The organism is Enterobacter sp. 301B (genome assembly GCF_003850715.1).
Lineage (GTDB): Bacteria > Pseudomonadota > Gammaproteobacteria > Enterobacterales > Enterobacteriaceae > Enterobacter > Enterobacter intestinihominis.
The window spans coordinates 198930-225462 of sequence record NZ_PQTC01000006.1 but is presented as its reverse complement, the minus strand read 5'-3'; the positions used below and the strand labels follow the sequence as shown (position 1 = coordinate 225462).

25 protein-coding genes and 1 pseudogene are annotated in these 26533 nt (G+C 53.4%); 17 read left to right on the top strand and 9 right to left on the bottom strand.

The genetic code is table 11. The annotated features are described in order from the left end of the window. Nucleotides 1-9 precede the first annotated feature (9 nt). Nucleotides 10-879, bottom strand: a complete 870-nt coding sequence (locus C3451_RS09430) for a MurR/RpiR family transcriptional regulator (protein WP_003859769.1) — start codon at nt 877-879, stop codon at nt 10-12. A gap of 354 nt (nt 880-1233) precedes the next feature. Between C3451_RS09430 and zwf the strand changes: the two genes are divergently transcribed. The 11 genes and pseudogenes from zwf (at nt 1234) to C3451_RS09375 (ending at nt 14911) form a co-directional block, all read left to right on the top strand. Next, complete coding sequence (zwf, locus tag C3451_RS09425) at nt 1234-2709, top strand: glucose-6-phosphate dehydrogenase (protein WP_022648481.1); 1476 nt, start codon at nt 1234-1236, stop codon at nt 2707-2709. A gap of 234 nt (nt 2710-2943) precedes the next feature. Continuing rightward, nucleotides 2944-4755 carry a phosphogluconate dehydratase gene (edd, locus tag C3451_RS09420; protein WP_045621066.1) on the top strand — a complete coding sequence of 604 codons (1812 nt, stop codon included), beginning with the start codon at nt 2944-2946 and terminating at the stop codon, nt 4753-4755. A gap of 39 nt (nt 4756-4794) precedes the next feature. After that, on the top strand, nt 4795-5436 hold the full coding sequence (kdgA, locus tag C3451_RS09415) for a bifunctional 4-hydroxy-2-oxoglutarate aldolase/2-dehydro-3-deoxy-phosphogluconate aldolase (RefSeq protein WP_023300441.1): 642 nt from the start codon (nt 4795-4797) through the stop codon (nt 5434-5436). Between the two features lie 337 nt (nt 5437-5773). Beyond that, a complete protein-coding gene (vgrG, locus tag C3451_RS09410; RefSeq protein WP_045623258.1) occupies nt 5774-8287 on the top strand; it encodes a type VI secretion system tip protein VgrG in 2514 nt (837 codons plus the stop codon). A 113-nt stretch (nt 8288-8400) separates the two neighbouring features. After that, entirely contained in the window at nt 8401-10404 is a 2004-nt protein-coding gene (locus tag C3451_RS09405; protein WP_233161281.1) for a DUF3274 domain-containing protein, read from the top strand. Between the two features lie 3 nt (nt 10405-10407). Beyond that, nucleotides 10408-11115: a hypothetical protein gene (locus tag C3451_RS09400; RefSeq protein ID WP_045623257.1), complete on the top strand. Its 708-nt coding sequence runs from the start codon at nt 10408-10410 to the stop codon at nt 11113-11115. Nucleotides 11116-11118: 3 nt separating this feature from the next. After that, entirely contained in the window at nt 11119-11826 is a 708-nt protein-coding gene (locus C3451_RS09395) for a hypothetical protein (protein ID WP_124304296.1), read from the top strand. A gap of 3 nt (nt 11827-11829) precedes the next feature. Beyond that, entirely contained in the window at nt 11830-12537 is a 708-nt protein-coding gene (locus C3451_RS09390; protein WP_045623646.1) for a hypothetical protein, read from the top strand. Nucleotides 12538-12540: 3 nt separating this feature from the next. Continuing rightward, a pseudogene (locus C3451_RS09385) lies at nt 12541-13247 on the top strand (hypothetical protein). 12 nt (nt 13248-13259) lie between these two features. Beyond that, nucleotides 13260-13517, top strand: a complete 258-nt coding sequence (locus C3451_RS09380) for a PAAR domain-containing protein (RefSeq protein ID WP_022648473.1) — start codon at nt 13260-13262, stop codon at nt 13515-13517. Further along, the gene (locus C3451_RS09375; protein WP_045623254.1) at nt 13517-14911 is read left to right on the top strand and encodes a hypothetical protein; all 1395 of its coding nucleotides are present in this window, start codon (nt 13517-13519) and stop codon (nt 14909-14911) included. The genes C3451_RS09380 and C3451_RS09375 overlap by 1 nt, the downstream gene beginning before the upstream one ends. Before the next feature lie 61 nt (nt 14912-14972). On the opposite strand, the gene purT is transcribed toward C3451_RS09375, so the two are convergent. Beyond that, nucleotides 14973-16151, bottom strand: a complete 1179-nt coding sequence (gene purT, locus C3451_RS09370; protein WP_023300436.1) for a formate-dependent phosphoribosylglycinamide formyltransferase — start codon at nt 16149-16151, stop codon at nt 14973-14975. Nucleotides 16152-16322: 171 nt separating this feature from the next. Here purT and C3451_RS09365 point away from each other — a divergent pair, with 171 nt between their 5' ends. Further along, on the top strand, nt 16323-16973 hold the full coding sequence (locus tag C3451_RS09365) for a tellurite resistance TerB family protein (RefSeq protein ID WP_022648470.1): 651 nt from the start codon (nt 16323-16325) through the stop codon (nt 16971-16973). A 75-nt stretch (nt 16974-17048) separates the two neighbouring features. Beyond that, entirely contained in the window at nt 17049-19124 is a 2076-nt protein-coding gene (gene ptrB / locus C3451_RS09360) for an oligopeptidase B (protein ID WP_045623253.1), read from the top strand. Here the strand turns inward: ptrB and exoX are convergent. The 3 genes from exoX to C3451_RS09345 form a co-directional block, all read right to left on the bottom strand. Next, nucleotides 19106-19768, bottom strand: a complete 663-nt coding sequence (exoX, locus tag C3451_RS09355) for an exodeoxyribonuclease X (protein ID WP_022648468.1) — start codon at nt 19766-19768, stop codon at nt 19106-19108. The genes ptrB and exoX overlap by 19 nt on opposite strands. 24 nt (nt 19769-19792) lie before the next feature. After that, entirely contained in the window at nt 19793-20431 is a 639-nt protein-coding gene (locus tag C3451_RS09350) for a nitrilase-related carbon-nitrogen hydrolase (protein ID WP_045623249.1), read from the bottom strand. 110 nt (nt 20432-20541) lie between these two features. Continuing rightward, nucleotides 20542-20772, bottom strand: a complete 231-nt coding sequence (locus C3451_RS09345) for a DNA polymerase III subunit theta (RefSeq protein ID WP_003859784.1) — start codon at nt 20770-20772, stop codon at nt 20542-20544. 137 nt (nt 20773-20909) lie between these two features. Here C3451_RS09345 and yobA point away from each other — a divergent pair, with 137 nt between their 5' ends. Genes yobA through C3451_RS09330 form a run of 3 tightly spaced genes read left to right on the top strand, consistent with a single transcriptional unit; the run spans nt 20910 to nt 22507 of the window. Then, entirely contained in the window at nt 20910-21281 is a 372-nt protein-coding gene (gene yobA, locus C3451_RS09340; RefSeq protein ID WP_023300433.1) for a CopC domain-containing protein YobA, read from the top strand. Nucleotide 21282: 1 nt separating this feature from the next. After that, a complete protein-coding gene (gene copD, locus C3451_RS09335; protein ID WP_045623248.1) occupies nt 21283-22152 on the top strand; it encodes a copper homeostasis membrane protein CopD in 870 nt (289 codons plus the stop codon). A 16-nt stretch (nt 22153-22168) separates the two neighbouring features. Continuing rightward, nucleotides 22169-22507 carry a YebY family protein gene (locus C3451_RS09330; RefSeq protein WP_022648464.1) on the top strand — a complete coding sequence of 113 codons (339 nt, stop codon included), beginning with the start codon at nt 22169-22171 and terminating at the stop codon, nt 22505-22507. A gap of 125 nt (nt 22508-22632) precedes the next feature. Here the strand turns inward: C3451_RS09330 and C3451_RS09325 are convergent, their stop codons facing one another. Both C3451_RS09325 and C3451_RS09320 read right to left on the bottom strand, forming a co-directional pair. Further along, nucleotides 22633-22830: a hypothetical protein gene (locus C3451_RS09325; protein WP_032609507.1), complete on the bottom strand. Its 198-nt coding sequence runs from the start codon at nt 22828-22830 to the stop codon at nt 22633-22635. A gap of 45 nt (nt 22831-22875) precedes the next feature. Further along, a complete protein-coding gene (locus C3451_RS09320) occupies nt 22876-23856 on the bottom strand; it encodes a VirK/YbjX family protein (protein WP_045623245.1) in 981 nt (326 codons plus the stop codon). Between the two features lie 167 nt (nt 23857-24023). Between C3451_RS09320 and pphA the strand changes: the two genes are divergently transcribed. Continuing rightward, nucleotides 24024-24668: a protein-serine/threonine phosphatase gene (pphA, locus tag C3451_RS09315; protein WP_038416258.1), complete on the top strand. Its 645-nt coding sequence runs from the start codon at nt 24024-24026 to the stop codon at nt 24666-24668. Nucleotides 24669-24702: 34 nt separating this feature from the next. On the opposite strand, the gene C3451_RS09310 is transcribed toward pphA, so the two are convergent. Together C3451_RS09310 and rsmF are read right to left on the bottom strand one after the other, a co-directional pair. Then, the gene (locus C3451_RS09310; protein ID WP_006811010.1) at nt 24703-24942 is read right to left on the bottom strand and encodes a YebV family protein; all 240 of its coding nucleotides are present in this window, start codon (nt 24940-24942) and stop codon (nt 24703-24705) included. 104 nt (nt 24943-25046) lie between these two features. Continuing rightward, entirely contained in the window at nt 25047-26489 is a 1443-nt protein-coding gene (gene rsmF / locus C3451_RS09305) for a 16S rRNA (cytosine(1407)-C(5))-methyltransferase RsmF (RefSeq protein ID WP_074142918.1), read from the bottom strand. Nucleotides 26490-26533: the final 44 nt, after the last annotated feature.

The following is a 26533-nucleotide window of genomic DNA, read 5'->3' as shown; positions in this document are numbered from 1 at the left end:
TCGTCGTTATTAGGGAACATCGCTCTTTATAAGCAATTCTTTATCAAAACGCGATTCTTTCAGGGCTTCCTTGACCCGCTTCAAGTTATCCCGGAATTTTGCGCCCCGGCGTAAAGTAAAACCGGTCGCCAGCACGTCGATGACCGTCAGCTGCGCCAGGCGGGAGACCATCGGCATGTACATGTCGGTGTCTTCCGGTACGTCCAGGGTAATGGCGAGCGTTGCTTCCCGGGCCAGCGGCGTACCTGCCGTCGTCAGGGCGATGACCATCGCATCGTTGTCACGCGCGAGTTGCGCCAGCTCCACCTGGCTCTTGGTGCGGCCCGTATGGGAGATGAGTACCACGACATCATCTTCGCTACAATTCATACAGCTCATGCGTTGCAGCACAATGTCATCGGAGTAAATCACCGGCACGTTAAAGCGAAAGAACTTATTCATGGCGTCATGCGCCACGGCGGCGGACGAGCCAAGGCCAAAGAAGGCAATCCGTTTGGCCTGCGTAAGAAGATCGACCGCGCGATTCACTGAACTCATGTCCAGAGACTGGCGAACATGGTCGAGCGTGGCCATTGCCGATTCAAATATTTTTGCGGTGTAAGCATCAACACTGTCGTCTTCATCTACATTGCGATTAACATACGGGGTACCGTTTGCCAGACTTTGTGCCAGATGCAGTTTAAAATCAGGAAAGCCGCGGGTGTCCAGACTACGACAGAATCGATTGACCGTCGGTTCGCTGACGCCCGATTCCTGTGCCAGAGCGGCGATGCTTGAATGAATCGCCTGAGCGGGCGCGGCGAGAATAACTTCGGCCACTTTGCGCTCGGATTTGCTAAGGTGTTCCAGTTGAAACTGGATTTTTTCCAGCATGTTCATTGTTAACAAGACGCTCATGAGGGCATAAACGATTTCATAGAGATGAAACCTTGATTCGATTTAGCCGATATTACCCCCGGGACACCCGAAAGGGTAATCGTCGACAAGAAATGTTGTTGTTTTTTTTCATTACTTGATCGACGTCGGGTTTTGCTCTGACCCTGTTGCGCAAAGAATCGACGTTTGTTGCGTCACCAGACGGGCGTAATGGCCCGCGCGACGAAAAATCACCGTATCGCACGCGTCGTTAAGCGCTAATGGTTTCAGGAAACGCGTAAAAGCAGTACAGTGCATTGTAATAAAATTACAACGATACCTGGCAGAGTACCAGGAGATCTAACTGAGGAGAATGACATGGCGGTAACGCAAACAGCCCAGGCATGTGACCTGGTCATTTTCGGCGCGAAAGGCGATCTTGCACGCCGAAAATTGCTGCCTTCCCTGTATCAGCTCGAAAAAGCGGGCCAGATCCATCCCGATACCCGAATCCTTGGGGTAGGGCGCGCCGACTGGGATAAGGAGGCTTATACCAAAGTCGTGCGCGAGGCGCTCGAAACCTTCATGAAAGAGAAAATCGATGAAAGCCTTTGGGATAAGCTGAGCGGGCGTCTCGATTTCTGCAATCTGGACGTCAACGATGTAAGCGCCTTTACCCGTCTGGGTGAAATGCTGGACCAGGAAAATCGCGTCACCATTAACTATTTCGCCATGCCGCCAAGCACCTTCGGCGCCATCTGCAAAGGTCTGGGCGAAGCGAAGCTGAACGCCAAACCGGCGCGCGTGGTGATGGAGAAGCCGCTGGGTACGTCGCTTGCAACCTCGCGTGAAATCAACGACCAGGTGGGCGAGTTCTTTGAGGAGTGTCAGGTTTACCGTATTGACCACTATCTGGGTAAAGAGACGGTTCTGAACCTGCTGGCGCTGCGTTTTGCCAACTCCTTGTTTGTGAACAACTGGGACAACCGCACTATCGACCACGTGGAAATTACCGTGGCGGAAGAGGTGGGCATCGAAGGCCGCTGGGGCTACTTCGACCAGGCCGGCCAGATGCGTGACATGATCCAGAACCACCTGCTGCAAATTCTGTGCATGATTGCCATGTCTCCACCGTCAGATCTGACGGCCGACAGCATTCGTGACGCCAAAGTGAAAGTGCTGAAATCACTGCGCCGTATTGACCGCTCCAACGTGCGTGAGAAAACCGTGCGCGGCCAGTACACCGCAGGTTTTGCCCAGGGGAAAAAAGTCCCTGGCTATCTGGAAGAAGAGGGCGCGAACAAGTCCAGCAACACCGAGACGTTTGTGGCGATCCGCGTGGATATCGACGACTGGCGCTGGGCCGGCGTGCCGTTCTACCTGCGTACCGGGAAACGTCTGCCGGCAAAATGTTCCGAAGTGGTGGTCTACTTCAAAAATCCGGAACTGAACCTGTTCAAAGAATCCTGGCAGGAACTGCCGCAGAACAAACTGACCATCCGTTTACAGCCGGACGAGGGTGTGGATATTCAGATCCTGAACAAAGTGCCGGGTCTTGATCACAAACACAACCTGCAAACCACCAAGCTCGACCTGAGTTACTCTGAAACTTTCAACCAGACGCATCTGGCCGATGCTTACGAGCGTCTGCTGCTGGAAACCATGCGTGGTATCCAGGCGCTGTTCGTCCGCCGCGATGAAGTGGAAGAGGCGTGGAAGTGGGTGGACTCAATCACCGAAGCGTGGGCAGCCGACCAGGACGCGCCAAAACCGTATCAGGCGGGAACATGGGGACCTGTCGCCTCCGTTGCGATGATCACCCGTGATGGCCGCTCCTGGAACGAGTTTGAATAACCCCTATCTCTAGCCCAAAGGTGTTATTTTACCGGTAACATGATCTAACACAGCAAGTGGCATAATTTTTAATCTTTTAAGCTCCGCGTGGATTCACCCGCGGAGCTTTTTTTATTACACTCCCTTCAGACATTTTGCCCCTGTGCTCCGGATATCAGGCGTTTCAGCGTTGTTAACAACCGTCAGAAACTGTGTAAACTCCCGAGCCTGGACAGATAAATTAGAGGAGCTTTTATGAATCCGACATTGTTACGCGTAACACAACGCATCGTTGAACGCTCGAAAGAGACCCGTGCTGCCTACCTTGCCCGCATCGAACAGGCGAAGAGTGAAACGGTACATCGCTCACAGCTGGCCTGCGGGAATCTGGCCCACGGCTTTGCCGCCTGCCAGCCTGGTGATAAAGACGCGCTGAAAAGCATGCTGCGTAACAATATCGCCATCATTACCTCCTATAACGACATGCTTTCAGCCCACCAGCCGTATGAGGTTTACCCGTCTATCATCCGCAATGCGCTGCACAGCGTGAACGCGGTGGGCCAGGTTGCAGGCGGCGTGCCGGCCATGTGTGATGGCGTGACTCAGGGACAGGACGGTATGGAGCTGTCTCTGTTGAGCCGCGAAGTGATCGCCATGTCGGCGGCAGTGGGCCTCTCTCACAATATGTTTGATGGCGCGCTCTACCTGGGCGTATGCGACAAAATCGTCCCGGGGCTGGTGATGGCCGCGCTGTCGTTTGGCCATCTGCCAGCGATTTTTGTGCCGTCAGGCCCGATGGCAAGCGGTCTGCCAAACAAGGAAAAAGTCCGTATCCGCCAGCTGTATGCCGAAGGAAAAGCGGACCGTCAGGCGCTGCTGGAAGCGGAAGCCGCGTCCTATCACGCGCCGGGCACCTGTACGTTCTACGGTACGGCTAACACCAACCAGATGGTGGTGGAGTTTATGGGGATGCAGCTGCCGGGCTCGTCGTTCATCCAGCCGGATGCGCCACTGCGTAAAGCGCTGACCGAAGCCGCAGCCCGTCAGGTGACGCGCCTGACCGGTAACGGCAACGAGTGGATGCCAATGGGCAAAATGGTCGATGAAAAAGTCATCGTCAACGGGATTGTCGCCCTGCTGGCGACCGGCGGTTCAACCAACCATACCATGCACCTTGTCGCGATGGCGCGCGCGGCGGGCATTCTGATCAACTGGGATGACTTCTCCGATATCTCCTCCGTGGTACCGCTGATGGCGCGTCTGTACCCGAACGGTCCGGCGGACATCAACCACTTCCAGGCCGCGGGCGGCGTGCCGGTGCTGATGCGCGAGCTGCTGAAAGGCGGCCTGCTGCATGAGGATGTCAACACGGTGGCGGGCTTTGGCCTGCATCGCTATACCCTTGAGCCGTGGCTGAACAACGGTGAGCTGGACTGGCGCGAGGGGGCGAGCAACTCGCTCGATCCTCAGGTTATCGCGACCTTCGAACAGCCGTTCTCTCCTCACGGCGGCACCAAAGTGCTGAGCGGTAACCTTGGGCGTGCCGTAATGAAAACTTCTGCCGTGCCGGAAGAGAATCAGGTTATCGAAGCCCCGGCGGTGGTGTTTGAAAGCCAGCACGACGTTTTACCTGCCTTCGACGCGGGTCTGCTTGATAAAGACTGCGTAGTCGTGGTGCGTCATCAGGGACCAAAAGCGAACGGGATGCCAGAATTACATAAACTTATGCCGCCGCTTGGTGTATTATTGGACCGCCGTTTCAAAATTGCGCTGGTGACCGATGGACGCCTCTCGGGGGCATCCGGTAAAGTGCCTTCAGCGATTCATGTCACCCCGGAAGCCTACGACGGCGGCCTGCTGGCGAAAGTCCATGATGGAGACATGATCCGCGTTAACGGTCAGACAGGCGAGTTAACCCTGCTGGTGGACGAAGCAGAGCTGGCGGCGCGTCAGCCATATATTCCTGACCTGAGCGCATCCCGCGTGGGTACCGGACGCGAAATGTTTGGTGCGTTGCGTGAGAAACTCTCTGGTGCGGAGCAGGGCGCAACCTGTATTACGTTTTAAGACGACTTGATTTTAACGATCTGGCGAGAGAAAACTCTGATGAAAAACTGGAAAACAAGTGCAGAAGCAATCCTGACTACTGGCCCTGTCGTGCCGGTTATTGTGGTAAACAAACTGGAGCACGCTGTCCCAATGGCGAAGGCGCTGGTTGCGGGTGGCGTTCGTGTTCTGGAAGTGACCCTGCGTACTGCCTGTGCGATGGATGCGATTCGCGCTATCGCCAAAGAAGTGCCGGAAGCGATCATCGGTGCTGGTACGGTTCTGAATGCGCAGCAGCTGGCGGAAGTGACCGAAGCGGGCGCACAGTTTGCCATCAGCCCGGGCCTGACCGAGCCGCTGCTGAAAGCCGCAACCGAAGGTACTATTCCGCTGATCCCGGGTATCAGCACCGTTTCTGAACTGATGCTGGGCATGGACTACGGCCTGAAAGAGTTTAAATTCTTCCCGGCTGAAGCGAACGGCGGCACCAAAGCGTTGCAGGCGATTGCAGGCCCATTCTCCCAGGTGCGTTTCTGCCCAACGGGTGGCATCTCTCCGGCCAACTACCGCGACTACCTGGCGCTGAAAAGCGTGCTGTGCATCGGTGGCTCCTGGCTGGTTCCGGCGGATGCGCTGGAAGCAGGCGACTGGGATCGCATTACTAAACTGGCTCGCGAAGCGGTAGAAGGCGCGAAACAGTAACAAATGCTCAATGCATAAAGCAGGCCCTCTGGCCTGATGCTGGTCACTTTATGTGACCAGCATGTATAAGTTCTTCTTCTTCTCCCCACAAACATTTTTAATATCCCTAACCCCAGGCGTATCATTCTTCATTATTAAATAATCCCTCACTTATATATTTGATGAATAATTCATTCTTAATTTATCTGTGATGAGATTGCCTGGGCTCTTTTTATTTATTCTGTGAATAATATTACTTCCTTTGAGTCAATTCAACTTGAGGTTGGGTATTTTAATAGGAAAGCGATAGGTGTATTGTTTTTAATAAACGGAATGTTTGTTAAAAGGATAGATAATAATGTCAGGGGAATCTGAGGTGGCTCAACGGTGGGACACGTTAAACAGATATTTATTGTATTTCCCGCGTAGCAAAAATGTTATTTCTGATGTTCATTCTTTTACAGGAAAAGAGATATTAAGCGAGCCTTATCGCTATACCATTCGCTTTACCAGTCCGGATCAAAACATTGCCATTAATGCTGTTCTTAATCAAAGGGCTGAGTTTATTCTGCGTGCACCCAATCTGGAAGCCTCATGGCATGGGCAAACCTCCTGGCTGCCGGTTCGCCAGATTAATGGCACGATCACCCAATTTTCCCGGCTGATGTCTTCAGGTGACGAAGCACTGTATGAATGCGTGCTGGAGCATGAGCTGGCGCTGCTGGATCAAAATTACCGTTCTGCGGTTTACATGAACATGACAGTCCCGGAGCTCGTTACAAAGCTGATGAAGGACAGTGGTCACTTTGACGGCTACAACATTGATTTTGACCAACTGAGCCACAGTTATCCACGACGGGAAATGATCGTTCAGTGGAAAGAAACCGATTTGCGGTTCATCCGTCGGCTGCTGGCAGAGATAGGGATCTGGTTCCGTTTTGAGAATCACAACAAAGTGAAAACGGAAACCGTCGTTATTTTTGGGGATTCTGCGCGTCGTTACAACTTCAGCGACAAACAGATGCCTTATGTCCGACATTCAGGCATGACCAGTTATAACGAATACATCACCGATCTGGAGGAGCAGCACGGCCTGATCCCAAAAAATGTGTTGGTTCGCACCTATAACTACCGTGACCCGCAATCGCCGCAGACGGATAAGACCGTTAAAACGAGCGATATTCCCGAAGGTGTAACGACAGGCCAACACTATCACTATGCCGATCACTATCTTGCTGCGGGGGATTTTCACGGTGAAGAGGCGGAAACCGCCGCATTTTACGCCCGTCTGCGTTATGAACGCCTGTTGAACGGACAGAGTATTCTGGGGGCGACAACCAGTGATCCCGAGCTTCAGCCAGGCATTATGTTTTATCCTGCAGGGCCTGTACCTGACGGGTTTAAGTCCGGGTTTGTGATAACTGCGATGATTATCCGCGGCAGCCGTGCTGAACACTATCGCGCCGTACTTTCTGGGATCCCCTATATCCACGGCTATAGCTTCCGTTCTGAATACATATCCCGGCCGGTGATAGCCGGAACGGTGCCCGCCAGAGTGATGGCTATCGGGGGAAATAAAACCTATGCCGGACTTGATGCGGTTGGACGCTACCGGGTTAAGTTCGATTTTGACCTTGATGAAAAACGGGTCGGATTTGAAAGCGCCCTGGTACGCCTCGGCAGGCCGTACGCCGGTGACACTTTTGGTATTCACTTTCCGTTGCTGGAGGGGACTGAAGTTGCCGTTGGTTTTGAAGGCGGCGACCCGGACAGACCTTTTATCGCCCATGTCATGCACGACGGCAGCCACCCGGATTTAGTCACAAACCGTAACGATACCCGAAACGTGATCCGCACGGCCGCGTTGAACAAGATCCGTCTTGAAGATCGTCGCGGGCAGGAACACATCAAAATCTCTACCGAGTACGGCAAAGGGCAAGTGAGTGTGGGCCACCTGGTTGATGCTGAGGGCAAAAAGCGCGGGGAAGGTGTGGAGGCTCGCACCGACGACTGGATGGCGCTGCGTGCTGCCAAAGGCGTGATGATCACCACGGAAGCACAGCCCTGCGCGGGGGGTAAGCAACTGGATATGACAGCGGCTATTGCACAACTCGAAAAGGCGTTATCGCTGGCGATGACCCTACAACAAAGTGCGCTTACGGCAGGTGCGAGTAATGTGGAAACCGATCGGCAAAATGCGCTCAGCCAGACGCTGAGTCATCTCGCGGAGCCCGGTATTTTGGCATATGGAAAAAGTGGAATTGCGCAGGTTACGCCGGACAGCCTGCAATTGTCAGCCGGGAAAGACCTGATTGCCACAGCGGGCGGGAATGCCAGCGTGAATGTGGTGAAAAAATTCTCGCTGGCCGTAGGGGAAAAACTGTCGCTGTTTGCCCGCAAACTCGGCATCCAGATGATTGCCGGTGCGGGGGATATTACGACGCAGGCGCAGCGGGGCGAAATGCACATGCTGTCGCAGCAGGATTTCACGCTGACGAGCACCGCCGGGAAAATGAACGGCAGTGCCAGAAAGGGAATGCAGTTTGTCTGCGGGGGCGGCGGGATCCGGATCAGCCCGACCGGACTGGTCACGATTTTCTCGCCGACGGGCATTGAACTCAAAGCGCCGAGCCTGAAATACGACGGTCCGGAAAGTGTGTCGGTACCGACGCCATCCTTTGACAAAGGCGCCTTTAAACTTCGCTACAAACTGCACGCCGGCGATGATCCGGAGCAAATTCTGGCAAACAAAAAATTCAGGCTGACCAGTGCATCCGGACAGGTGGTGGAAGGCGTGACGGACAGCTGCGGTCGTTCACCCCTGCTCGATGCTGACGACCTCGACAGCTATAAAATGGAGATAATGGAATGACGGAGGCGAAGACAAAACCCTACGCTCCACGGGTGGTATCAGAAGGCGATATTCCGGTACACAAAACCCTGGGCGAAGTCGCCCAGACGCGCAACGTCGGGATACCGCGTCCGATGCCCGGCATTGTGATCCTCGTCCATGGCGTGAACGACGTGGGTGAAGCTTACCAGAATCAAGAGAAAGGAATACTTGTCGGGCTGGGTAAGCGACTCAACCGGCAGGATTTTTACGCCCACGAATGGAAAGACTACAGAATTATCACTCCCGGGCGTTCCCCCATCATCCCGTTTTACTGGGGATATAAACCGGTTACGCATGCTGACTACCGGGCGGACCAGAAGCGCTACCGGGAGGAAGTCGGGAAGCTGAGTGACAAAGCGCATCTTCCCTATGATGCGTACCAGGAAGATAACGAGACGAATAAAAAGTCGCTGGGTAATGACGGAAAAGGGCCGTTTCAGTACCAGAACGATAACTTTAAGAACGCACTTGATAAGAGTTTTGCCAAGGGGGGCGGGACCTTTGCCAACGCGACGACGACGATCCCGGATATGCTGGGGCCCGGCGCCGGTGGCTTCGGCGTTGCCGCTGCGGGATTTGCCTCGCTGCACTTCAATGATGGCGATTTTACCCATCCCATTTATGAAAACCCGCACCGCATTTACCAGTTTTTTGCCGCTCAACGGCTGGCGGATTTGATTATTCAGATTCGTCAGCCGTTAGTAACTCAAAACGATGTTATCAATATCGTCGCTCACAGTCAGGGCACGATTATTACTATGCTGGCAAATATGCTGGTGAAACAGGCCGGATACGATCCGGTAAATTGTGTGATTCTTAATCACTCACCATATTCTCTTGAGTCGCGCGTGGCTGAAAATATTCAGCCGGGCTATCAACAGACCGACGACGCCAGACAGCAGACATTTAAAAATTTCTGTCGCCTGATGCATACGCAATGGAAAGGGGGTGGGAAAATGGCAGAGAGCGAATTACTTGCTCTGGAGGCCTCCTGTACCCTGCGTAAACCTTCCGATAATCCGCTGCGAACGGATGGCAGATATTGCCGAAGCAACGACGGTAAAGTGTATAACTACTTTTGCCCGAACGATGGCGTCGTGTCGCTGGAGAATGTGCAGGGGTTTGGCTGGCGGGGCATTCCTCAGAATATTGCCAGTGATATACCGAATCTGTTTCAGCGTGTGTTTTACCAGCATGGTGAAGTAGGAAACATCCCTGACGCTAACCCCTTTGAGTTACAGCCGCGAAATGAGGGGGATGCAAAATATGCCTTTCTCACGAACGCCAGTTACAGCGCTCGCGATGTGGTGATAAATGGTGAGGAGTTACCGGAACCTTTTATTTTCAAACTTCAGGGGGAGGATAATCACCCGGATAACGATCCTAAAACCAGTGATAAACCGTATACCTATTATGTCGATCCGGACAGCCCGGACGCCTACATTTCCTATTCCGCCAAAGCCAGCGCCATTAAGCGCACAGTAACGACAACCTTTGCTGTGAACCGCTATCAAAATATTGGCTGGCAGCCTGGTCACGTTTTATCTGCTTCAGAGCTTAAAGAAGAGAGTTTTGAACGCAAGCATGAAGTTATTTATGGTGAGGTGTCAGGTTCGCGTGATTTTCAGTTAGTTACCCTTACCTGGAAGAAAACACCGGAAGAACTGCAAGCGGAATGGCAGAAAATTGACCCGGTAGGCTACAGCCAGCACTCCTCTATTGTGATGAGTGAATTTGTGCCATCGCACGCTATGGCGTTTGATTTGGCTATTGGGCAGTGCAAATCATTCGATTATCAGGCGGGGAAATTTTGGGAAGGGTTGCTACATCGGGCAGACTGGCGCGATCCGCAGAACGGTTATCCTGCCGCTAAAGAATATTACCGTACCGGAATGCTAGATGAACAGCGTACGAAATGGTTTATGAATAAGCCTGATGAGGTGCTTCCAAAAGGGGAGTACGGTGTGGAAAACCACTTTAATAATGCCTCGCCAGCCATGCCGTCACGCGAACTGTCCATCAGAAATCAGGATGTGGCAAATTTGCAATGGGATATGCCAAAGCCCATGAGTGATAGTCAACTGGCTAAAGGATAGAGCATGAAAATATTTTTTATCGGCCTGACGACCTTAGCTGTTTTGCTTGTGACCGGATGCCTGGCTAAAGAACCGCCGACGCAGGTAGTTTATCGATTCGATGATCATCGTTATCTCGAACTGAAAGGGTGGGATTGTGAAGGCGAACTCTGGTACACGGATACTAAGCGAGGCATTCACACCGAACCAGTTAGTCAGTTTTATCGACTCTTTACCCGTAAATTTATTCATCCATCAGAGCGATATATTGCACTGACGGGATGGGGAGTGAGTGGATTCATAGTATCTAAGGACTATGGGAAAACGTGGCGCTCAGTAGCGTTTTCACCAAATCATAATGAACCCAATGGTGATGACTACGCGCCGTATGAGGATATTATTTCTTTCACCGTCGTCAACGATCAGGGCTTTTTACTAACCAAGCACCGGCTGTATATGTCATCAAAGCCATTTGAAGACCCGCGCATTCTGCCCGGTGGGCCGGGGATTGCCTATACCGTGGATGACGGAATGGGAAATAAAGTCAGCGGGAAGCTGGAACCCCGTTCCCCTGGCTGGGCTTGGGGAATGGTCTACATGACTAAACAGGGGCTTGAGGGCAGCACGCAGCAACTTAAGGCAAACTGGCAAGATTTACCCGACAGCGTACCCGAAGTGAAGGAGTACACCGGCTGGGATCATATGCGCTGTGATATGGATGCGGGGCGATAACTGATGAAAGGATTATGTACCGTTCTCGCAGCTACGTCCGTTGTGCTGGCAACCGGATGCCAGGCGAAAGAACCGCCGACACAGGTTGTTTACCGGTTCGATGATCATCGTTATCTTGAGTTAAAAGGCTGTGGCTGTGAAGGCCAGCTCTGGTATACAGATACGAAAAGGGGTATTCATTCACAGCCTTATTTTCAATTTTATCGAGTATTTACCCGTAAGTTTATTCATCCATCAGAACGATATATCTCAATTCCTAACTGGGAGGTGGATGGGTTTCATGTATCGAAAGACTATGGCGAAACATGGAAAGCTGTCGGTTTTTCCCCAGCGGGTAATGAACCAAATGGAGATAACAGAGCACCCGCAGAAGATGCAGTGTCTTTCACCGTCGTCAACGATCAGGGCTTTTTACTAACCAAGCACCGGCTGTACATGTCGTCAAAACCATTTGAAGACCCGCGCATTCTGCCCGGTGGGCCGGGGATTACCTATACCGTGGATGACGGAATGGGAAATAAAGTCAGCGGGAAGCTGGAACCCCGTTCCCCTGGCTGGGCCTGGGGAATGGTCTACATGACTAAGCAGGGGCTTGAGGGCAGCACGCAGCAACTTAAGGCTAACTGGCAAGATTTACCCGACAGCGTACCCGATGTGAAAGGCTATACCGGCTGGGATCATATGCGCTGTGATATGGATGCGGGGCGATAACTGATGAAAGGATTATGTACCGTTCTCGCAGCGACGTCCGTTGTGCTGGCAACCGGATGCCAGGCGAAAGAACCACCCACACAGGTTGTTTATCGGTTCGATGATCATCGTTATCTTGAGTTAAAAGGCTGGAGCTGTGAAGGCCAGCTCTGGTATACAGATACGAAAAGGGGTATTCATTCACAGCCTTATTTTCAATTTTATCGAGTATTTACCCGTAAGTTTATTCATCCATCAGAACGATATATCTCAATTCCTAACTGGGAGGTGGATGGGTTTCATGTATCGAAAGACTATGGCGAAACATGGAAAGCTGTCGGTTTTTCCCCAGCGGGTAATGAACCAAATGGAGATAACAGAGCACCCGCAGAAGATGCAGTGTCTTTTACCGTCGTCAACGATCAGGGCTTTTTACTGACCAAGCACCGGCTGTACATGTCGTCAAAACCATTTGAAGACCCGCGCATTCTGCCCGGTGGGCCGGGGATTACCTATACCGTGGATGACGGAATGGGAAATAAAGTCAGAGGTAAGCTGGAACCCGGTTCTTCTGGCCCTGCTTGGGGGCTGGATTACATCACCAAAGAAGGTCTGCACGAAGATATAGCTCAATTTAAGACAAACTATCAGGACCTACCCGACAGCGTACCCGAGGTGAAGGGCTATTCCGGCTGGGATCATATGCGCTGTGATATGGATGCGGGGCGATAACTGATGAAAGGATTATGTACCGTTCTCGCAGCTACGTCCGTTGTGCTGGCAACCGGATGCCAGGCGAAAGAACCGCCGACACAGGTTGTTTACCGGTTCGATGATCATCGTTATCTTGAGTTAAAAGGCTGGGGCTGTGAAGGCCAGCTCTGGTATACAGATACGAAAAGGGGTATTCATTCACAGCCTTATTTTCAATTTTATCGAGTATTTACCCGTAAGTTTATTCATCCATCAGAACGATATATCTCAATTCCTAACTGGGAGGTGGATGGGTTTCATGGATCGAAAGACTATGGCGAAACATGGAAAGCTGTCGGTTTTTCCCCAGCGGGTAATGAACCAAATGGAGATAACAGAGCACCCGCAGAAGATGCAGTGTCTTTCACCGTCGTCAACGATCAGGGTTTTTACTAACCAAGCACCGGCTGTACATGTCGTCAAAACCATTTGAAGACCCGCGCATTCTGCCCGGTGGGCCGGGGATTGCCTATACCGTGGATGACGGAATGGGAAATAAAGTAAGCGATACGCTGGACCCCCGTTTCCCTGGCTGGGCCTGGGGAATGGTCTATATGACTAAGCAGGGGCTTAAGCACAGCACGCAGCAATTTAAGGCTAACTGGCAAGATTTACCCGACAGCGTACCCGAAGTGAAGGAGTACACCGGCTGGGATCATATGCGCTGTGATATGGATGCGGGAAAATAGGGAGATAAAGCGATGAAAGGCGTCATTAGGTTAAACGATCCGCTGATAAGCGGAGGAAAAGTCACTAAGGCCTCTGGGGCAGACTTTATGGGTCAGCCCGTGGCCTTGAAAGATGATCTTGTGCAGTGTCCGCTCCATAAAGGGACGTTCCCAATCACTGAATGTCACCCAACCTGGACCATGCATGGCCGTGGGGTTGTGGTAGATGGCTGTCGCGCGGCGTGTGGATGTGAAATCAAAAGTACCTTACCTGTGGCGGGAGCTTCGTAATGCGCGCGTGGTGGTTATACAAAAAACAGCCAGACCCGGATTCCACTGTGCCAGTCGTCATGATTGTTTTCCTCTATGTGATAGCCGTCGCAATGGGCCTCGCGATCCGGGCTCTAACCTGGCCTGAACAGGAACACGTTACGGCTCTCTTTTTTGTGCCTTCAGTTATTCTGCCCATCTGTGTTGTGTCGTTGTTAGTTTTTACAAGTTTCATATTTCATGACGCCAACATTCATTATGCTGAAACCCGAAAATTCATAGCAAAAGAGCAGGAGATTAATTTAAAGGCGTATGCGCGGAAAAATATGGCTATCGCAGCATGGTCTTCAATAACCCCCCTGGAGCAACCCGCGCTGAATATGTTGAAACTGGAAGGCGAATTTCCGCTGGCACCGAAAACGCCGGTTAACATTCAGCTGGAAGATCGCTTCGACCAGACCAGGAATGAACAGATGTTTTACCGCTTACTGGACCCGATGGCAGAAAAATTGAAGGGCTATAACTACCGTATTTTTGAAACCGTTGTCTGGGTTCGCGGAGGGAGTGGATCCTGCATTGATGAACTGAGACGCACTCTGGAGCGGTTGGGTATTGAAACGGCCAGCACGTGTAAAATTGAGTACAGCACAGAATGCCCTGACTACGCGATCGTTAGCCAATGGATGAACTTATCTGATTACAGAGTTGAAAACCGGCTGATTGTTATCGTTCATTTACATGAAGAAAGCGGCGAATCAAAGAGCATGGAAAATGCATGTGCATTCCTGCTGACCAGTCATTATGTCCGGGAGGAGGGCGAAAAACCGGTATATTTATATCAGCCTATGTCTGATGTGACCGATGTAGAGGACAAAATGGCGGTCTTCCTTGAGACGGGTTCGGTACTTACGCCGAAAAGTCTCTGGTATACCGGGCTGTCCCGTATTGAAAAATATCCATTAATGCAGGCACTGGACAAAAAAGCGCTCACGGTGGAACGGCTGGATATCGATGCCTCTCTGGGCGCAAAGAGTGCCGGGTATCGGTGGCTGGCTCTGGCATTTGCGGCGGATGCGGTAAAATATGCCCAGGGGGAGCAACTGGTAGCATATTCAGACAAAAACAAATTTTGTATTACTGCGCTTTCCTCCATGAAGACAGCTATCCCAAAAAAACTTACCTGGTGTAACTGGAGTAATCCCCTTTATCCTGCGGGGATGGCGGCTTTATTCTGCGTGTTATCCCTCATTGCCTATCGTATCAGTTTCCTGGCGCAAAACGATCCGCCAGCAATCTGGGAACTGATTGCGAGCATAATCATTCCCTTCGTTATTTTTATAGGCCTCGGTAGTTTTGTTTTCATCTCGAAAACGAATGAAGCCTACGAGGACATGGAATACGAATGGAAGCGATAGAAACGAAACAACGTTAATCATGCTATGTGGCTGGTCGCTTACTTGACCAGCCTTTAGTTATTTACCCTGTCACTTTCACCGCAGTGGCCGCTTTTTTCGCTCTCGCGACGGCTTCGTCCACGTTTTCCCCGGTCGCTAATGCCACGCCCAGACGACGGCTTCCGTCGATCTCCGGTTTGCCGAACAGCCGAACCTGCAAGCCTGCGCCTACCGCACCTTCGACGTTATCAAAGGTGACATTCTGGCTGGTCAGCTGCGGCAGGATCACCGCCGAGGCTGCCGGGCCGTACTGACGGATGCCGCCAACCGGCAGGCCGAGGAAAGCACGTACGTGCAGCGCGAACTCAGAGAGATCCTGCGAAATCAGCGTGACCATCCCGGTATCGTGCGGGCGAGGGGAGACTTCGCTGAAGATCACCTCGTCGCCGCAAACAAACAATTCCACGCCGAACAGGCCGTAGCCGCCCAGCGCCAGCACCGTTTTGCGGGCGATCTCCTGCGCGCGTGCCAGCGCCAGCGCGCTCATCTGCTGCGGCTGCCAGGATTCGCGATAATCGCCGTCTTCCTGGCGATGACCAATCGGGTCGCAGAAATAAACGCCATCCACGGCGCTGACGGTGAGCAGGGTAATTTCAAAATCAAACTTCACCACGCCTTCTACGATGACGCGCCCGGCACCGGCACGGCCGCCCTGCTGGGCATAGTCCCAGGCTTTGTCCAGCGTGCTGCTGTCGCGGATAAAGCTCTGCCCTTTGCCAGAGGAGCTCATTACCGGCTTAATGATGCACGGGTAGCCAATCTCCTCTACGGCCTGGAGAAACGCAGCTTTATCCCCGGCAAAACGGTAGCTGGAGGTCGGGAGCTGTAATTCTTCTGCCGCCAGGCGACGAATGCCTTCCCGGTTCATGGTCAGTTTTGCCGCTGTGGCACAGGGCACCACGCGCTGGCCTTCCTGTTCAAGGGCAACCAACATCTCAGTGGCAATGGCCTCAATTTCAGGTACCACGAAATCCGGTTTTTCGTCGGCAATTAACGCCCGCAGGGCATTACCGTCAAGCATATCGATGACGTGCGAGCGATGCGCGACGTGCATGGCGGGCGCATTCGCGTAACGGTCCACCGCAATCACTTCCACACCCAAACGCTGGCATTCAATGGCCACTTCTTTACCCAGTTCACCCGATCCCAACAGCATGACGCGCGTCGCGGCAGGACGCAGCGCGGTTCCTAAACGAGTCATAAAAATCCCCCTGAAAAAGATGCGGGCAGTATAAACGAAAACGTTTGCGTATGTCTTGTATGGCAATAACCGGACACGGGGGAAATTTGCGCTTCTTTAGCACTGACAGACATTTCCTGACACCCGCTCGCTTAGGCTGTGAAGGTTACGCACTGTTACGTGAGGAAAAATATGTCAGGTTGGATGAATCAACTGCAATCCCTGTTGGGACAAAAAGGCTCGTCGTCCGGCGAACAGGGTCTGAGCAAGCTGCTTGTGCCGGGTGCGCTCGGCGGGCTGGCCGGTTTGCTGGTTGCCAATAAATCATCGCGGAAACTGCTTACCAAATACGGTACCGGCGCGCTGCTGGCGGGCGGAGGGGCTATTGCAGGCTCCGTCTTATGGAACAAATACAAAGACAAGGTGCGCAACGCGCATCAGGATGAACCGCAGTACGGGAAGCAGGTATCTCCGTTAGATTTACGCACCGAGCGTCTGATCCTCGCCCTGGTCTTTGCAGCCAAGAGCGACGGGCATATTGATGCCAGTGAACGTGCCGCAATTGAACAGCAGATGCGGGAAGCGGGCGTTGAGGAGCAGGGCAGGGCGCTGGTGGCGCAGGCCATCGAACAGCCGCTCGATCCGCAGCGTCTGGCGCAAAGCGTGAAAAACGAAGAAGAGGCACTGGAACTCTATTTTCTGAGCTGTGCTGCCATCGATATCGATCACTTTATGGAGCGCAGCTACCTGAACGCCCTGGGTGATGCGCTGAAGATCCCACAGGACGTTCGTGAGGGAATTGAGCAGGATATTCAGCAGCAGAAGCAGACCCTCGCGGGCTAGAAGGCCATGTTTCGCTTGCATCATACGCGTGTTTTGCCAACCTTATAGGATGTAAAACGAAAAAGTAAGAATGCCATGCCTCCAAAAGCCCGACGTACTCCTTATGCGATCACCACGCATGGCGATACGCGTATCGATAACTACTACTGGCTGCGGGACGATTCTCGTTCCCGGCCAGAGGTGCTCGACTATCTGCACGAGGAAAACGACTATGGCCGCCAGGTCATGGCCAGCCAGCAGGCGCTTCAGGATCAGCTCCTGAACGAAATGGTGCAGCGTATCCCCCAGCGTGATGTCTCTGCCCCGTGGTGCAAAAACGGTTATCGCTATCGCCATATTTATGAGCCGGGAAACGAATATCCCATCTACCAGCGCCAGTCTGCGCTGAGCGCCGAGTGGGACGAATGGGAGATCCTGCTGGATGCTAACAAACGTGCTGCCCACAGTGAGTTTTATACGCTGGGCGGCATGTCCATTTCCCCCGATAACGCCATTATGGCGCTGGCTGAGGATTACCTCTCCCGCCGCCAGTACGGTTTGCGTTTCCGCAATCTTGAAACGGGAAACTGGTATCCCGAAATGCTGGATAATGTCTCCCCCGATTTCGTCTGGGGTAACGATTCAGAAACGGTCTACTACGTTAAAAAGCATGCCTCAACGCTGCTACCTTATCAGGTCTGGCGTCATACGGTGGGGACCGATTCCGCCGATGATGAGCTTGTGTATGAAGAAAAAGACGAGACGTTCTACGTCAGCCTGCATAAAACCTCGTCTCGCCACTACGTGATTATCTTCCTTGCCAGCGCCACCACCTCTGAGGTGCTGCTGCTGGATGCCGAACTGCCGGATGCCCAGCCGCTGTGCTTCCTGCCGCGCCGTAAAGATCATGAGTACAGTCTGGATCACTTCCAGCACAGCTTTTACCTGCGTTCGAACCGCGAGGGCAAAAACTTTGGCCTTTATAAAACCAAAGTGCGCGATGAACGGAAGTGGGAAGTGTTAATTCCTGCGCGCGATCAGGTGATGCTGGAGGGGTTCACCCTGTTTACCGACTGGCTGGTGGTGGAAGAGCGTCAGCGCGGACTGACCAGTATCCGCCAAATCAACCGCAAAACCCGCGAAGTGGTGGGCATTGCGTTCGATGACCCGGCTTACGTGACGTGGATCGGCTTTAACCCGGAACCGGAATCGTCCCGCCTGCGGTACGGCTATTCGTCAATGACTACCCCGGACACGTTGTTTGAGCTAGATATGGACACCGGGCAGCGTCAGGTGATTAAACAGGCTGAGGTCCGGGGATTTGAGTCGGAAAATTATCGCAGTGAACACCTGTGGGTGACCGCGCGCGACGGCGTTGAAGTCCCCGTGTCTCTCGTCTACCACAAGGATCACTTCAACAAAGGTAAAAACCCCATCCTCGTCTACGGTTACGGCTCCTACGGATCCAGCATGGACGCCGATTTCAGCAGCAGCAGGCTGAGCCTGCTCGACCGCGGTTTTGTTTATGCGATTGCCCATATTCGCGGCGGCGGCGAGCTGGGTCAGCACTGGTATGAAGACGGAAAATTTCTCAAAAAGAAAAATACCTTCAATGACTACCTTGATGTCTGCGATGCGCTGATCGCGCAGGGTTATGGCGATCCGCAACTCTGCTTTGGCATGGGGGGCAGCGCCGGAGGCATGTTAATGGGAGCCGTGGTAAACCAGCGGCCTGAACTGTTTAAAGGCGTTATCGCTCAGGTGCCGTTTGTGGACGTGGTGACGACCATGCTGGACGAAACCATTCCGCTGACCACCGGGGAGTTTGAGGAGTGGGGGAACCCGCAGGATGAAACCTATTACCGCTACATGAAAGAGTACAGCCCGTACGATAACGTCGAGGCGAAAGCCTATCCGCATATGCTGGTGACCACCGGCCTGCACGATTCCCAGGTGCAGTACTGGGAGCCCGCGAAATGGGTGGCGAAGCTGCGTGAGCTAAAAACTGACGATAATCTGCTGCTGCTGTGTACCGATATGGACTCGGGGCACGGAGGGAAATCAGGGCGATTTAAATCCTATGAAGGGGTGGCGCTGGAGTACGCCTTTTTGATTGGCCTGGCGCAGGATACGCTGCCAGGCCGCGCGGGAACTCAGGCTTCGCCTAAATAATGCTTCAGCGTCAGGCGCAGTTCCGGGCTCATTCTGTCGAGGTTGTTGTACAGCCAGCGCAGATAGCCCGGATCGTTGTCCGCCACTTCCGATACCGGTTTTCCACGATATTTACCGAACGTGAAGGTGGTCAGTAGGGCGGGGCGGCCGGTAATGGTCGCCATATCGTCCGGCGTCCAGCCGGAAGTATTCATGATATCAATCAGGAGCGCTGCGGTGATGTAGCAGTCATAGAGGGCGCGGTGATGATGCAGCCCTTCCGGCGTCCGCACGCTTAGTTTGCGCGACTTATACAGCGCCATATTGCTGTATTTGATCCCCGGCCACAGACGGCGCGCCAGCTTCATGGTGCAAATCCATTCACCGGGCATCTCCGGCAGCACGCGGCGGTCAAAGCTGGCGTTATGGGCGACATACCACTGGCTACCGTGGTAAAGAGGGATGATCTCTTCAATCCACGGCTTATCCGCCACCATCGATTCCGTAATGCGATGAATTGCCATCGCCTGCGCACTGATGGGACGGTCCGGGCGCACCAGGTGGCTCATTGGATTGACTATCTTTCCGTCAACCACGTCGACAGAGGCGACTTCCACAATTCCACCCTGCAAATCGCAGGTTTCGGTATCGATAACGCGCAGCATTGATCGCTCCTGATCCTAAAATGCCTAGCCTAATGGAATGATATCCCCTTGCCAACCCTGTCGGCCCAAAGAACCGGTTAACAGCAACTCTCCCTTATCGGCACGCACGATCAGCTGACCTTTTTCATCCCATAACGCGCTACCGCTGCGCGCGTTCGCCATTAATACCGCGATGGCGTACTTATGCGCGAAGCGTTGTAACGAACTGATGGATTGCCGCCAGCGTTGCTCACCCACCGCCAGGCTGCTGGTGAACAGCGTTGCCTCTGGGTCCAGTTCCGGGGCGTCAGCCTGATTATCAACGATGGTTAACCGTTTATTGCCAGGAATAACACCCGCACCGTTACCCTGCGGATAACGCCGGATGGTCGACAGGTTAGGGGTGAATAGCGCGAGTCCTTTCTGTTGCTGGAGCGTAATACCGGCAATCACCGTGATGAAACGTGACTGCGCCGCGTGAAGGAGGGGGGCAAGCTGCAAATCGTCAGGGGGTGGGGGTAAGGTTGTTCCGCCAGGGCCAGTAAGCGAAAGCTCCGGAAAGACGACTAAATCGCACCCATGCGAGGCAGCCTCGTCAATAAAGTGCAGGTGATGTTTTACGTGCTCATCAACACAGTTGTGCCGCGGAGCATACTGAGCCGCGGCAATAGTCCATCGTGACATCGTGACTTCTTATACACTAAGTCGCTGGGATTTTAAGATTACACCTAAATTTATCAGGGTTTTCTTATCCTGCCACATAACGCGTAAGGAAGTGTAACGGGACGTTAAGCTTATTTAACTTTAGGTTCGTACGGCAGGCGCGAGAGATTAACGGAGGCGAGGCGATGCGCAATAAGACGTTCGCGGAACCAGTCGCGCAGATGCGCGGGTTGTTCACGCTCTACCACTTCAGCCACGACGGGCATGTTGTAACGCTCTTTGAATGCGACCCCCGCGGCGGCGAGATCGACATTCACTTTGTCCATCTCGTCCTGAGGAAGGGCGGCCAGGTTAACGTTCATTTCCTTCTCCTTTTTCTGCGGCGGCAACGTTACCGCGATTGTTCAACGATGACAAGGGAGCAAATGATGTTCCTCGACTCGTTAATTATACAGAGTTATTCTTTAGCATTCAGGCATAACGAAAAGGAATGATTGTGATGCACTTTACCCCTTCCCGCGTCGCGTGTGCGCTGGTGTTTCTGCTCTCTTCGGCAATCGCGCCATCAGCTCTGGCCCATGCGCACCTTAAGCAACAATCCCCGCAGGAAAATACCGTCGCGACGGCACCCGACGTCATTACCCTGAATTTCTCGGAAGGCATTGAACCTGCCTTCAGCGGCGTCGTGGTGACGGACGCGCAGCAGCACAAAATCCAGACCGGCGCGGTGAAGCGTGACGAGAAGGATAACGCAAAGCTGATTGTTCCTCTTGAGAAACCGTTGACGACCGGCACCTATACGGTGGACTGGCATGTGGTCTCCGTGGACGGCCACAAAACCAAGGGCAGCTATCACTTTAGCGTGAAATAGTATGCTGGCCCTGAGCTACGTAGCGTTTCGCTTTATCCATTTTGTTGCGCTGATACTACTGTTCGGCAACGCGCTATACAGTGTCTGGTTTGCACCGTCTTCGTTGCAGCGCCTCATGACGCAGCGTTTCCAGCGCCAGCAGAATATCGCGGCCTTAATCAGCCTGATGGCTGCTCTGCTGATGTTCGGCCTGCAAAGTGGGTTAATGGGCAACGGCTGGGGTGATGTCATTCGCCCGGCGGTCTGGCGCAGCGTGCTGGGCACGCAGTTTGGTGGCGTCTGGCTGTGGCAAATGGTGCTGGCCGCTGTGACCGCGGGTGCTGCATGGCTTACCCCACAAAAGGGCTCACGGCTGTTACTGCTCGCGATGGGGCAAATGGTGGTGCTGGCGGGCGTGGGACATGCCGCGATGAACGGTGGCGCGCCGGGTGCGTTGCATCGTCTGAACCATGCGCTTCACCTGCTCTGCGCCGCCACCTGGGTGGGCGGTTTACTGCCGCTGCTGTTCTGTATGCGGCTGGCGAAAGGCCGCTGGCAGCCAGCCGCTATCTTTACCATGATGCGCTTCTCCCGCGTGGGGCATTATGCCGTGGCGGGCGTGCTGCTGACCGGGATAATCAATACGCTCTTTATTGTGGGCATAGACGTGCCGTGGGAAGCGCCTTATGTACGGCTGTTGTTGTTCAAATGTGCGCTGGTCATCATGATGGTGGCAATTGCGCTGGCGAATCGGTATTTTCTTGTGCCACGCTTTCGCCCTGATGCCGGGCGGGAACAACAGATTTTTATCAGGATGACACAGGCAGAAGTGGTGCTGGGCGCGCTGGTACTGGCGGCCGTCAGCCTGTTCGCGACCTGGGAACCCTTCTGACAAGGTTTAATAACTTATGAAAAAGACACTGCTTTCTCTTTTACTTCTCACCTGTGCCAGCAGTGCGCTGGCCGCGCCGCAGGTCATCACCGTCAGCCGGTTTGAAGTGGGTAAGGACAACTGGGCATTTAATCGTGAAGAGGTCATGCTCACCTGCCGTCCCGGTAACGCGCTGTATGTCATCAATCCCAGTACGCTCGTGCAGTATCCGTTAAATGACGTAGCGGAGCAGCAGGTTGCCAGCGGGAAAAGTAACGGACAGCCTGTCAGCGTGATCCAGGTGGATGACCCGGCAAACCCCGGGCAGAAGAAAAGTCTGGCACCGTTTATTGAGCGCGCTAAAAAGCTCTGCTAGCCGTCAGGTTTCCAGTAAAAAAAAACCGCAGGTGCTTGTAAAAGCTCTGCGGTTTTTCACATTTAGTGATGTTCTGACGCTTTTTTTCAGACCACTTTTACTGTGGACTGGAAAACCTGACGTCGTCATCTATTCTTAAAGGGCAAGGCGATTGAGCCTGCATTAATGCCAACTTTTAGCGCACGGCTCTCTCCCAAGAGCCATTTCCCTGGACCGAATACAGGAATCGTATTCGGTCTCTTTTTATCTGCATGAAAATAAACGATAAAATCCGGTTTTCGTCTCAGCAGAAGGTTCACTTCCTGTGCGCCTGCTTCAAACATACCACAACCCGGCAGGCGTAAGTCCAGTCCTTTTTGGCTGTTTTGTTAAATTTTTGTTTGTATTTTGCCTGAGACGACTGCGGGATCAATGCGCGCATGTACGGAAGCCGCAATATCATCAAGTAACGCAAAGCGGCGACGGTATTCGGCGCGTTTTTTGCTGGCAATCTCCTCCAGTGCTTTACGCTCCATCTGGAGCGGCAACTGCCAGCAGAAGGGGGAGAGTTTCTTTCCGTTCAGGCCTTCCCAGAACTCGTCGTAGCTGGCGTGAAAATGACGCCCTTTGCTCAGACGGTAGCGCAGCGCGCGGAAAACATGGCCTTCATCGCTGACGGCAAAAATCGCGCTGATGTTCGAGCGTGAGGCAAGCTGGAAGATCACCTCCATCAGCACGCGTTTCGGGAAAAGCCCATGGCAGGCACGGGTAGCCTGCTTAATCACCTCCCGTGAAACATGACGACGGGGACCCTGGAGGCCGCCGATCACCAGCACCATACGGCCGTTACTGCGTGCGACACAGAACGTCAGGCTGGCAAGCAGCGTGTTGTCATTGTCATGCAGCCAAAGCGTGCTTTCGCCTTCACGTTCAGCCTTACCTGCGGACGAGGCGTGGACGGTATAGATTTCGCCGTTTTTTGCCTCGAACCGGACAACCGGCACCTCTTGCGGATTGGTCAGCGCGTGGGCGAGGGCGGTATTTGTCAGACTATCAATCCACTGATAGTGGCTGACGATAGCATCGGCCCGGTCGTTTGAGTTCAGGCCACGCATCAGATACTGGCGGTGAGTTTTGCTCGGCAAGGTAATTTGAGAGGTGATCAGCCTGTCGAAATCATCGCGCCCGGATAGCGCCTCCAGCATGCGATGGGTGGAGGACCAGAATAAAAGCGAGCGCAGAAGGAACTTTAACCGGTAATCACGTTTGTGCCAGATTGGGCCGGGAACGCGTTTCCCTCTCACCAGTTCAGAAATAATATTTGTGCGATGCGGATAAAAAACATCGTTTTGCAGGTGTATGTTTGACACGTGAAAATCCCTCTTTTTATTCCGCATTATTTTAAAGGCCAGGGAATAAGGGATTAATAGCGCAGCGATCTTTATTTCCGGCTGGTTTATGGTTTGTTTGGATTCGCGATATCGATCGTCGGCTCATGACATTTTCTGTGGCAGCTATACTTCTTACAGGAGGCGTTATGTATCAGAAAATAGAGGGAGAACACTGGCGTCATGTCTGGGTTGTCAGCGATATTCATGGTTGTTATCAGTGGCTTATGGATGAACTGAAACGACGGCATTTTAATCCTGATGCGGATCTGCTTATCTCGGTGGGGGATATTATCGACCGCGGTCCCGACAGCATGAAATGTTTACAGCTGATGCAGGAAAAGTGGTTTTATGCGGTACGCGGTAATCACGAGCAAATGGCGTTAGATGCGCTTGAAAATAATGATTTTAGTCTCTGGAAGATAAATGGCGGTAACTGGTTTACCGGGCTTACGGTCGCTCAACAAAAGCAGGCGAAGGATTTACTCGACGCGTGTCGGGACTTACCGCACATTATTGAAATAACCTGCAAAAACGGTCTGAACGTGATTGCTCATGCGGATTATCCCGCCGCCGAATATGCCTGGCATAAGCCGGTAGATGCCCAGCGGGTGCTGTGGGATCGCGACCGGTTAATGGGCTTTATGGTGGGTAGAGGGCAGGGCATTAGCGGCGCGGATCACTTCTGGTTCGGACATACGCCTGTGGACAAGCGCTACGATTTCAACAATCTGCACTACATTGATACGGGAGCGGTGTTCGGGGGCTTTCTGACGCTGGCGCAGCTTCAGTAATAAATAACCCGCCTTCGGGCGGGTTCTCTTTGGGTTATGCAAGACGCAAGACCCAGGCATCGGTTTTACTGTCGTAATGTTCACGGTACAGAACGGAATGTTCCCCATCAAGGATCGCCGGGACGCTGGTATCTGCATCCCAGGCGTCCAGTTGCATGCACAAATCCGGATCGGATTTGCAGGGAATACTTAACGTTCGTTCGCCTTGTGCTTCGCCGCGCAATTCAGCGTCGTCGATTTCAAAAGCGCCAATGCGTACGCTGGTTTTCGTCATAATGCTCTCCGATTTGTTGCCCAAAATCTGGTATGACCAGTGCAGTCATCCATTTTTGATCCTAGACAAGGAGAGAGAAATCGCCAGTAAAAAAATGCGTTTTTTCAGTCAGTGCGGCTGTTACCGGTAAACAGGCGACCATCGCGTACCAGTTCACGCGGATAGCTATTTTTCAGCCGCGAGCCGACTTTTTTCGCCAGCCCGAGCGGATAGCCCTGATACGTCACGATGACTTCATCCTGTGACGGGCCGTCTTCCGGGTAAACGTCACGACCGCGATACCACTCTTCCGCTTCATGATGCGTCAGGGCGAAGGTGTTCTCATTGCCTGCCAGCGCAATGACCGCTTCGTGCTGCCAGCGATAGCCTTTGTTGTGGATCTCCGCCAGGCGAATACCGAGGCGGGAGAAACGCACCTTACCAATCAGCGGTTCGATGTTGACCGGGAACAGCCACAGCTCTTTGTCACGCATCCAGAGGCGCAGGCTCTCATCCCAGTGCAGTCCCACTTTGTTGGCAGCCGCTTGCGCCTGTGCCGCCTCACGGCCTTTGACCGGCGCGAACGGGAAGTTGCCGACCTTAAACTTAGGGACAGGCAGCGGATCGACGGCGCGGGTTTTACGCAGTCGTGCGACAAAGAACCCCTCGCAATCGTAAATCTGCGGGAAGACGTGCAGGAAGCCTTCAGGGGTGGCCGCGTGACTGGCCGAATCGAAGAGGGTGTCCAGCGGCAGAAACTCGACGGCATCCGCATAGCGTTGCCTGAGCCATAGGCAGACGTCCTCGTTTTCATCGCGGTTCAGCGTGCAGGTGGAGTAAACCAGCGTTCCACCGGGGCGCAGGGCATGAAACGCACTGTCGATCAGTTCACGCTGCGTGGCGGCGATCTCCAGATTGCTTTCAACGGACCAGTTTTTTAACGCATCAGGATCTTTACGCACTACGCCTTCGCCGGAGCAGGGCGCGTCGAGCAGGATGGCATCAAAAGCTTCCGGCAAGGCAGCGCCAAACACGCGACCGTCGAAGTGTGTTAACGCGACGTTGTGGATCCCGCAGCGGCTGATATTGGCGTGCAGGACTTTGACGCGGCTGGCGGAAAATTCGTTGGCGAGGATCGCGCCGCGGTTGTTCATCCGGGCGGCAATTTGCGTGGTTTTAGAGCCCGGCGCCGCCGCGACATCCATCACCCGCTCAGGCTGGTTTCCGTCGGCAAACAGCGCGGCAACCGGCAGCATGGAGCTGGCTTCCTGAATATAAAACAGCCCGCTCAGGTGCTCGGCGGTGCTGCCGAGCGGCAGGCTCTCCTCGTCATCCCGCTCGATCCAGAACCCTTCCTCACACCACGGCACCGGCGTCAGCTGCCAGCCGTAGGAGGAGACGAGATCCAGAAACGCTCCGACGCTGATTTTCAGCGTATTGACGCGAATACTTCGACGCAAAGGGCGCTGGCAGGCGGCGACGAAATCGTCGAAAGAGAGATGAGCAGGAAGCGCCTCGCGCATCTGTGCGAGGAATTGTTCAGGAAGAAATACGGAGTTTTGAGCCACGGGCACACCACAGGGAAACATTCAGGCGCGCAGTGTAACATAAA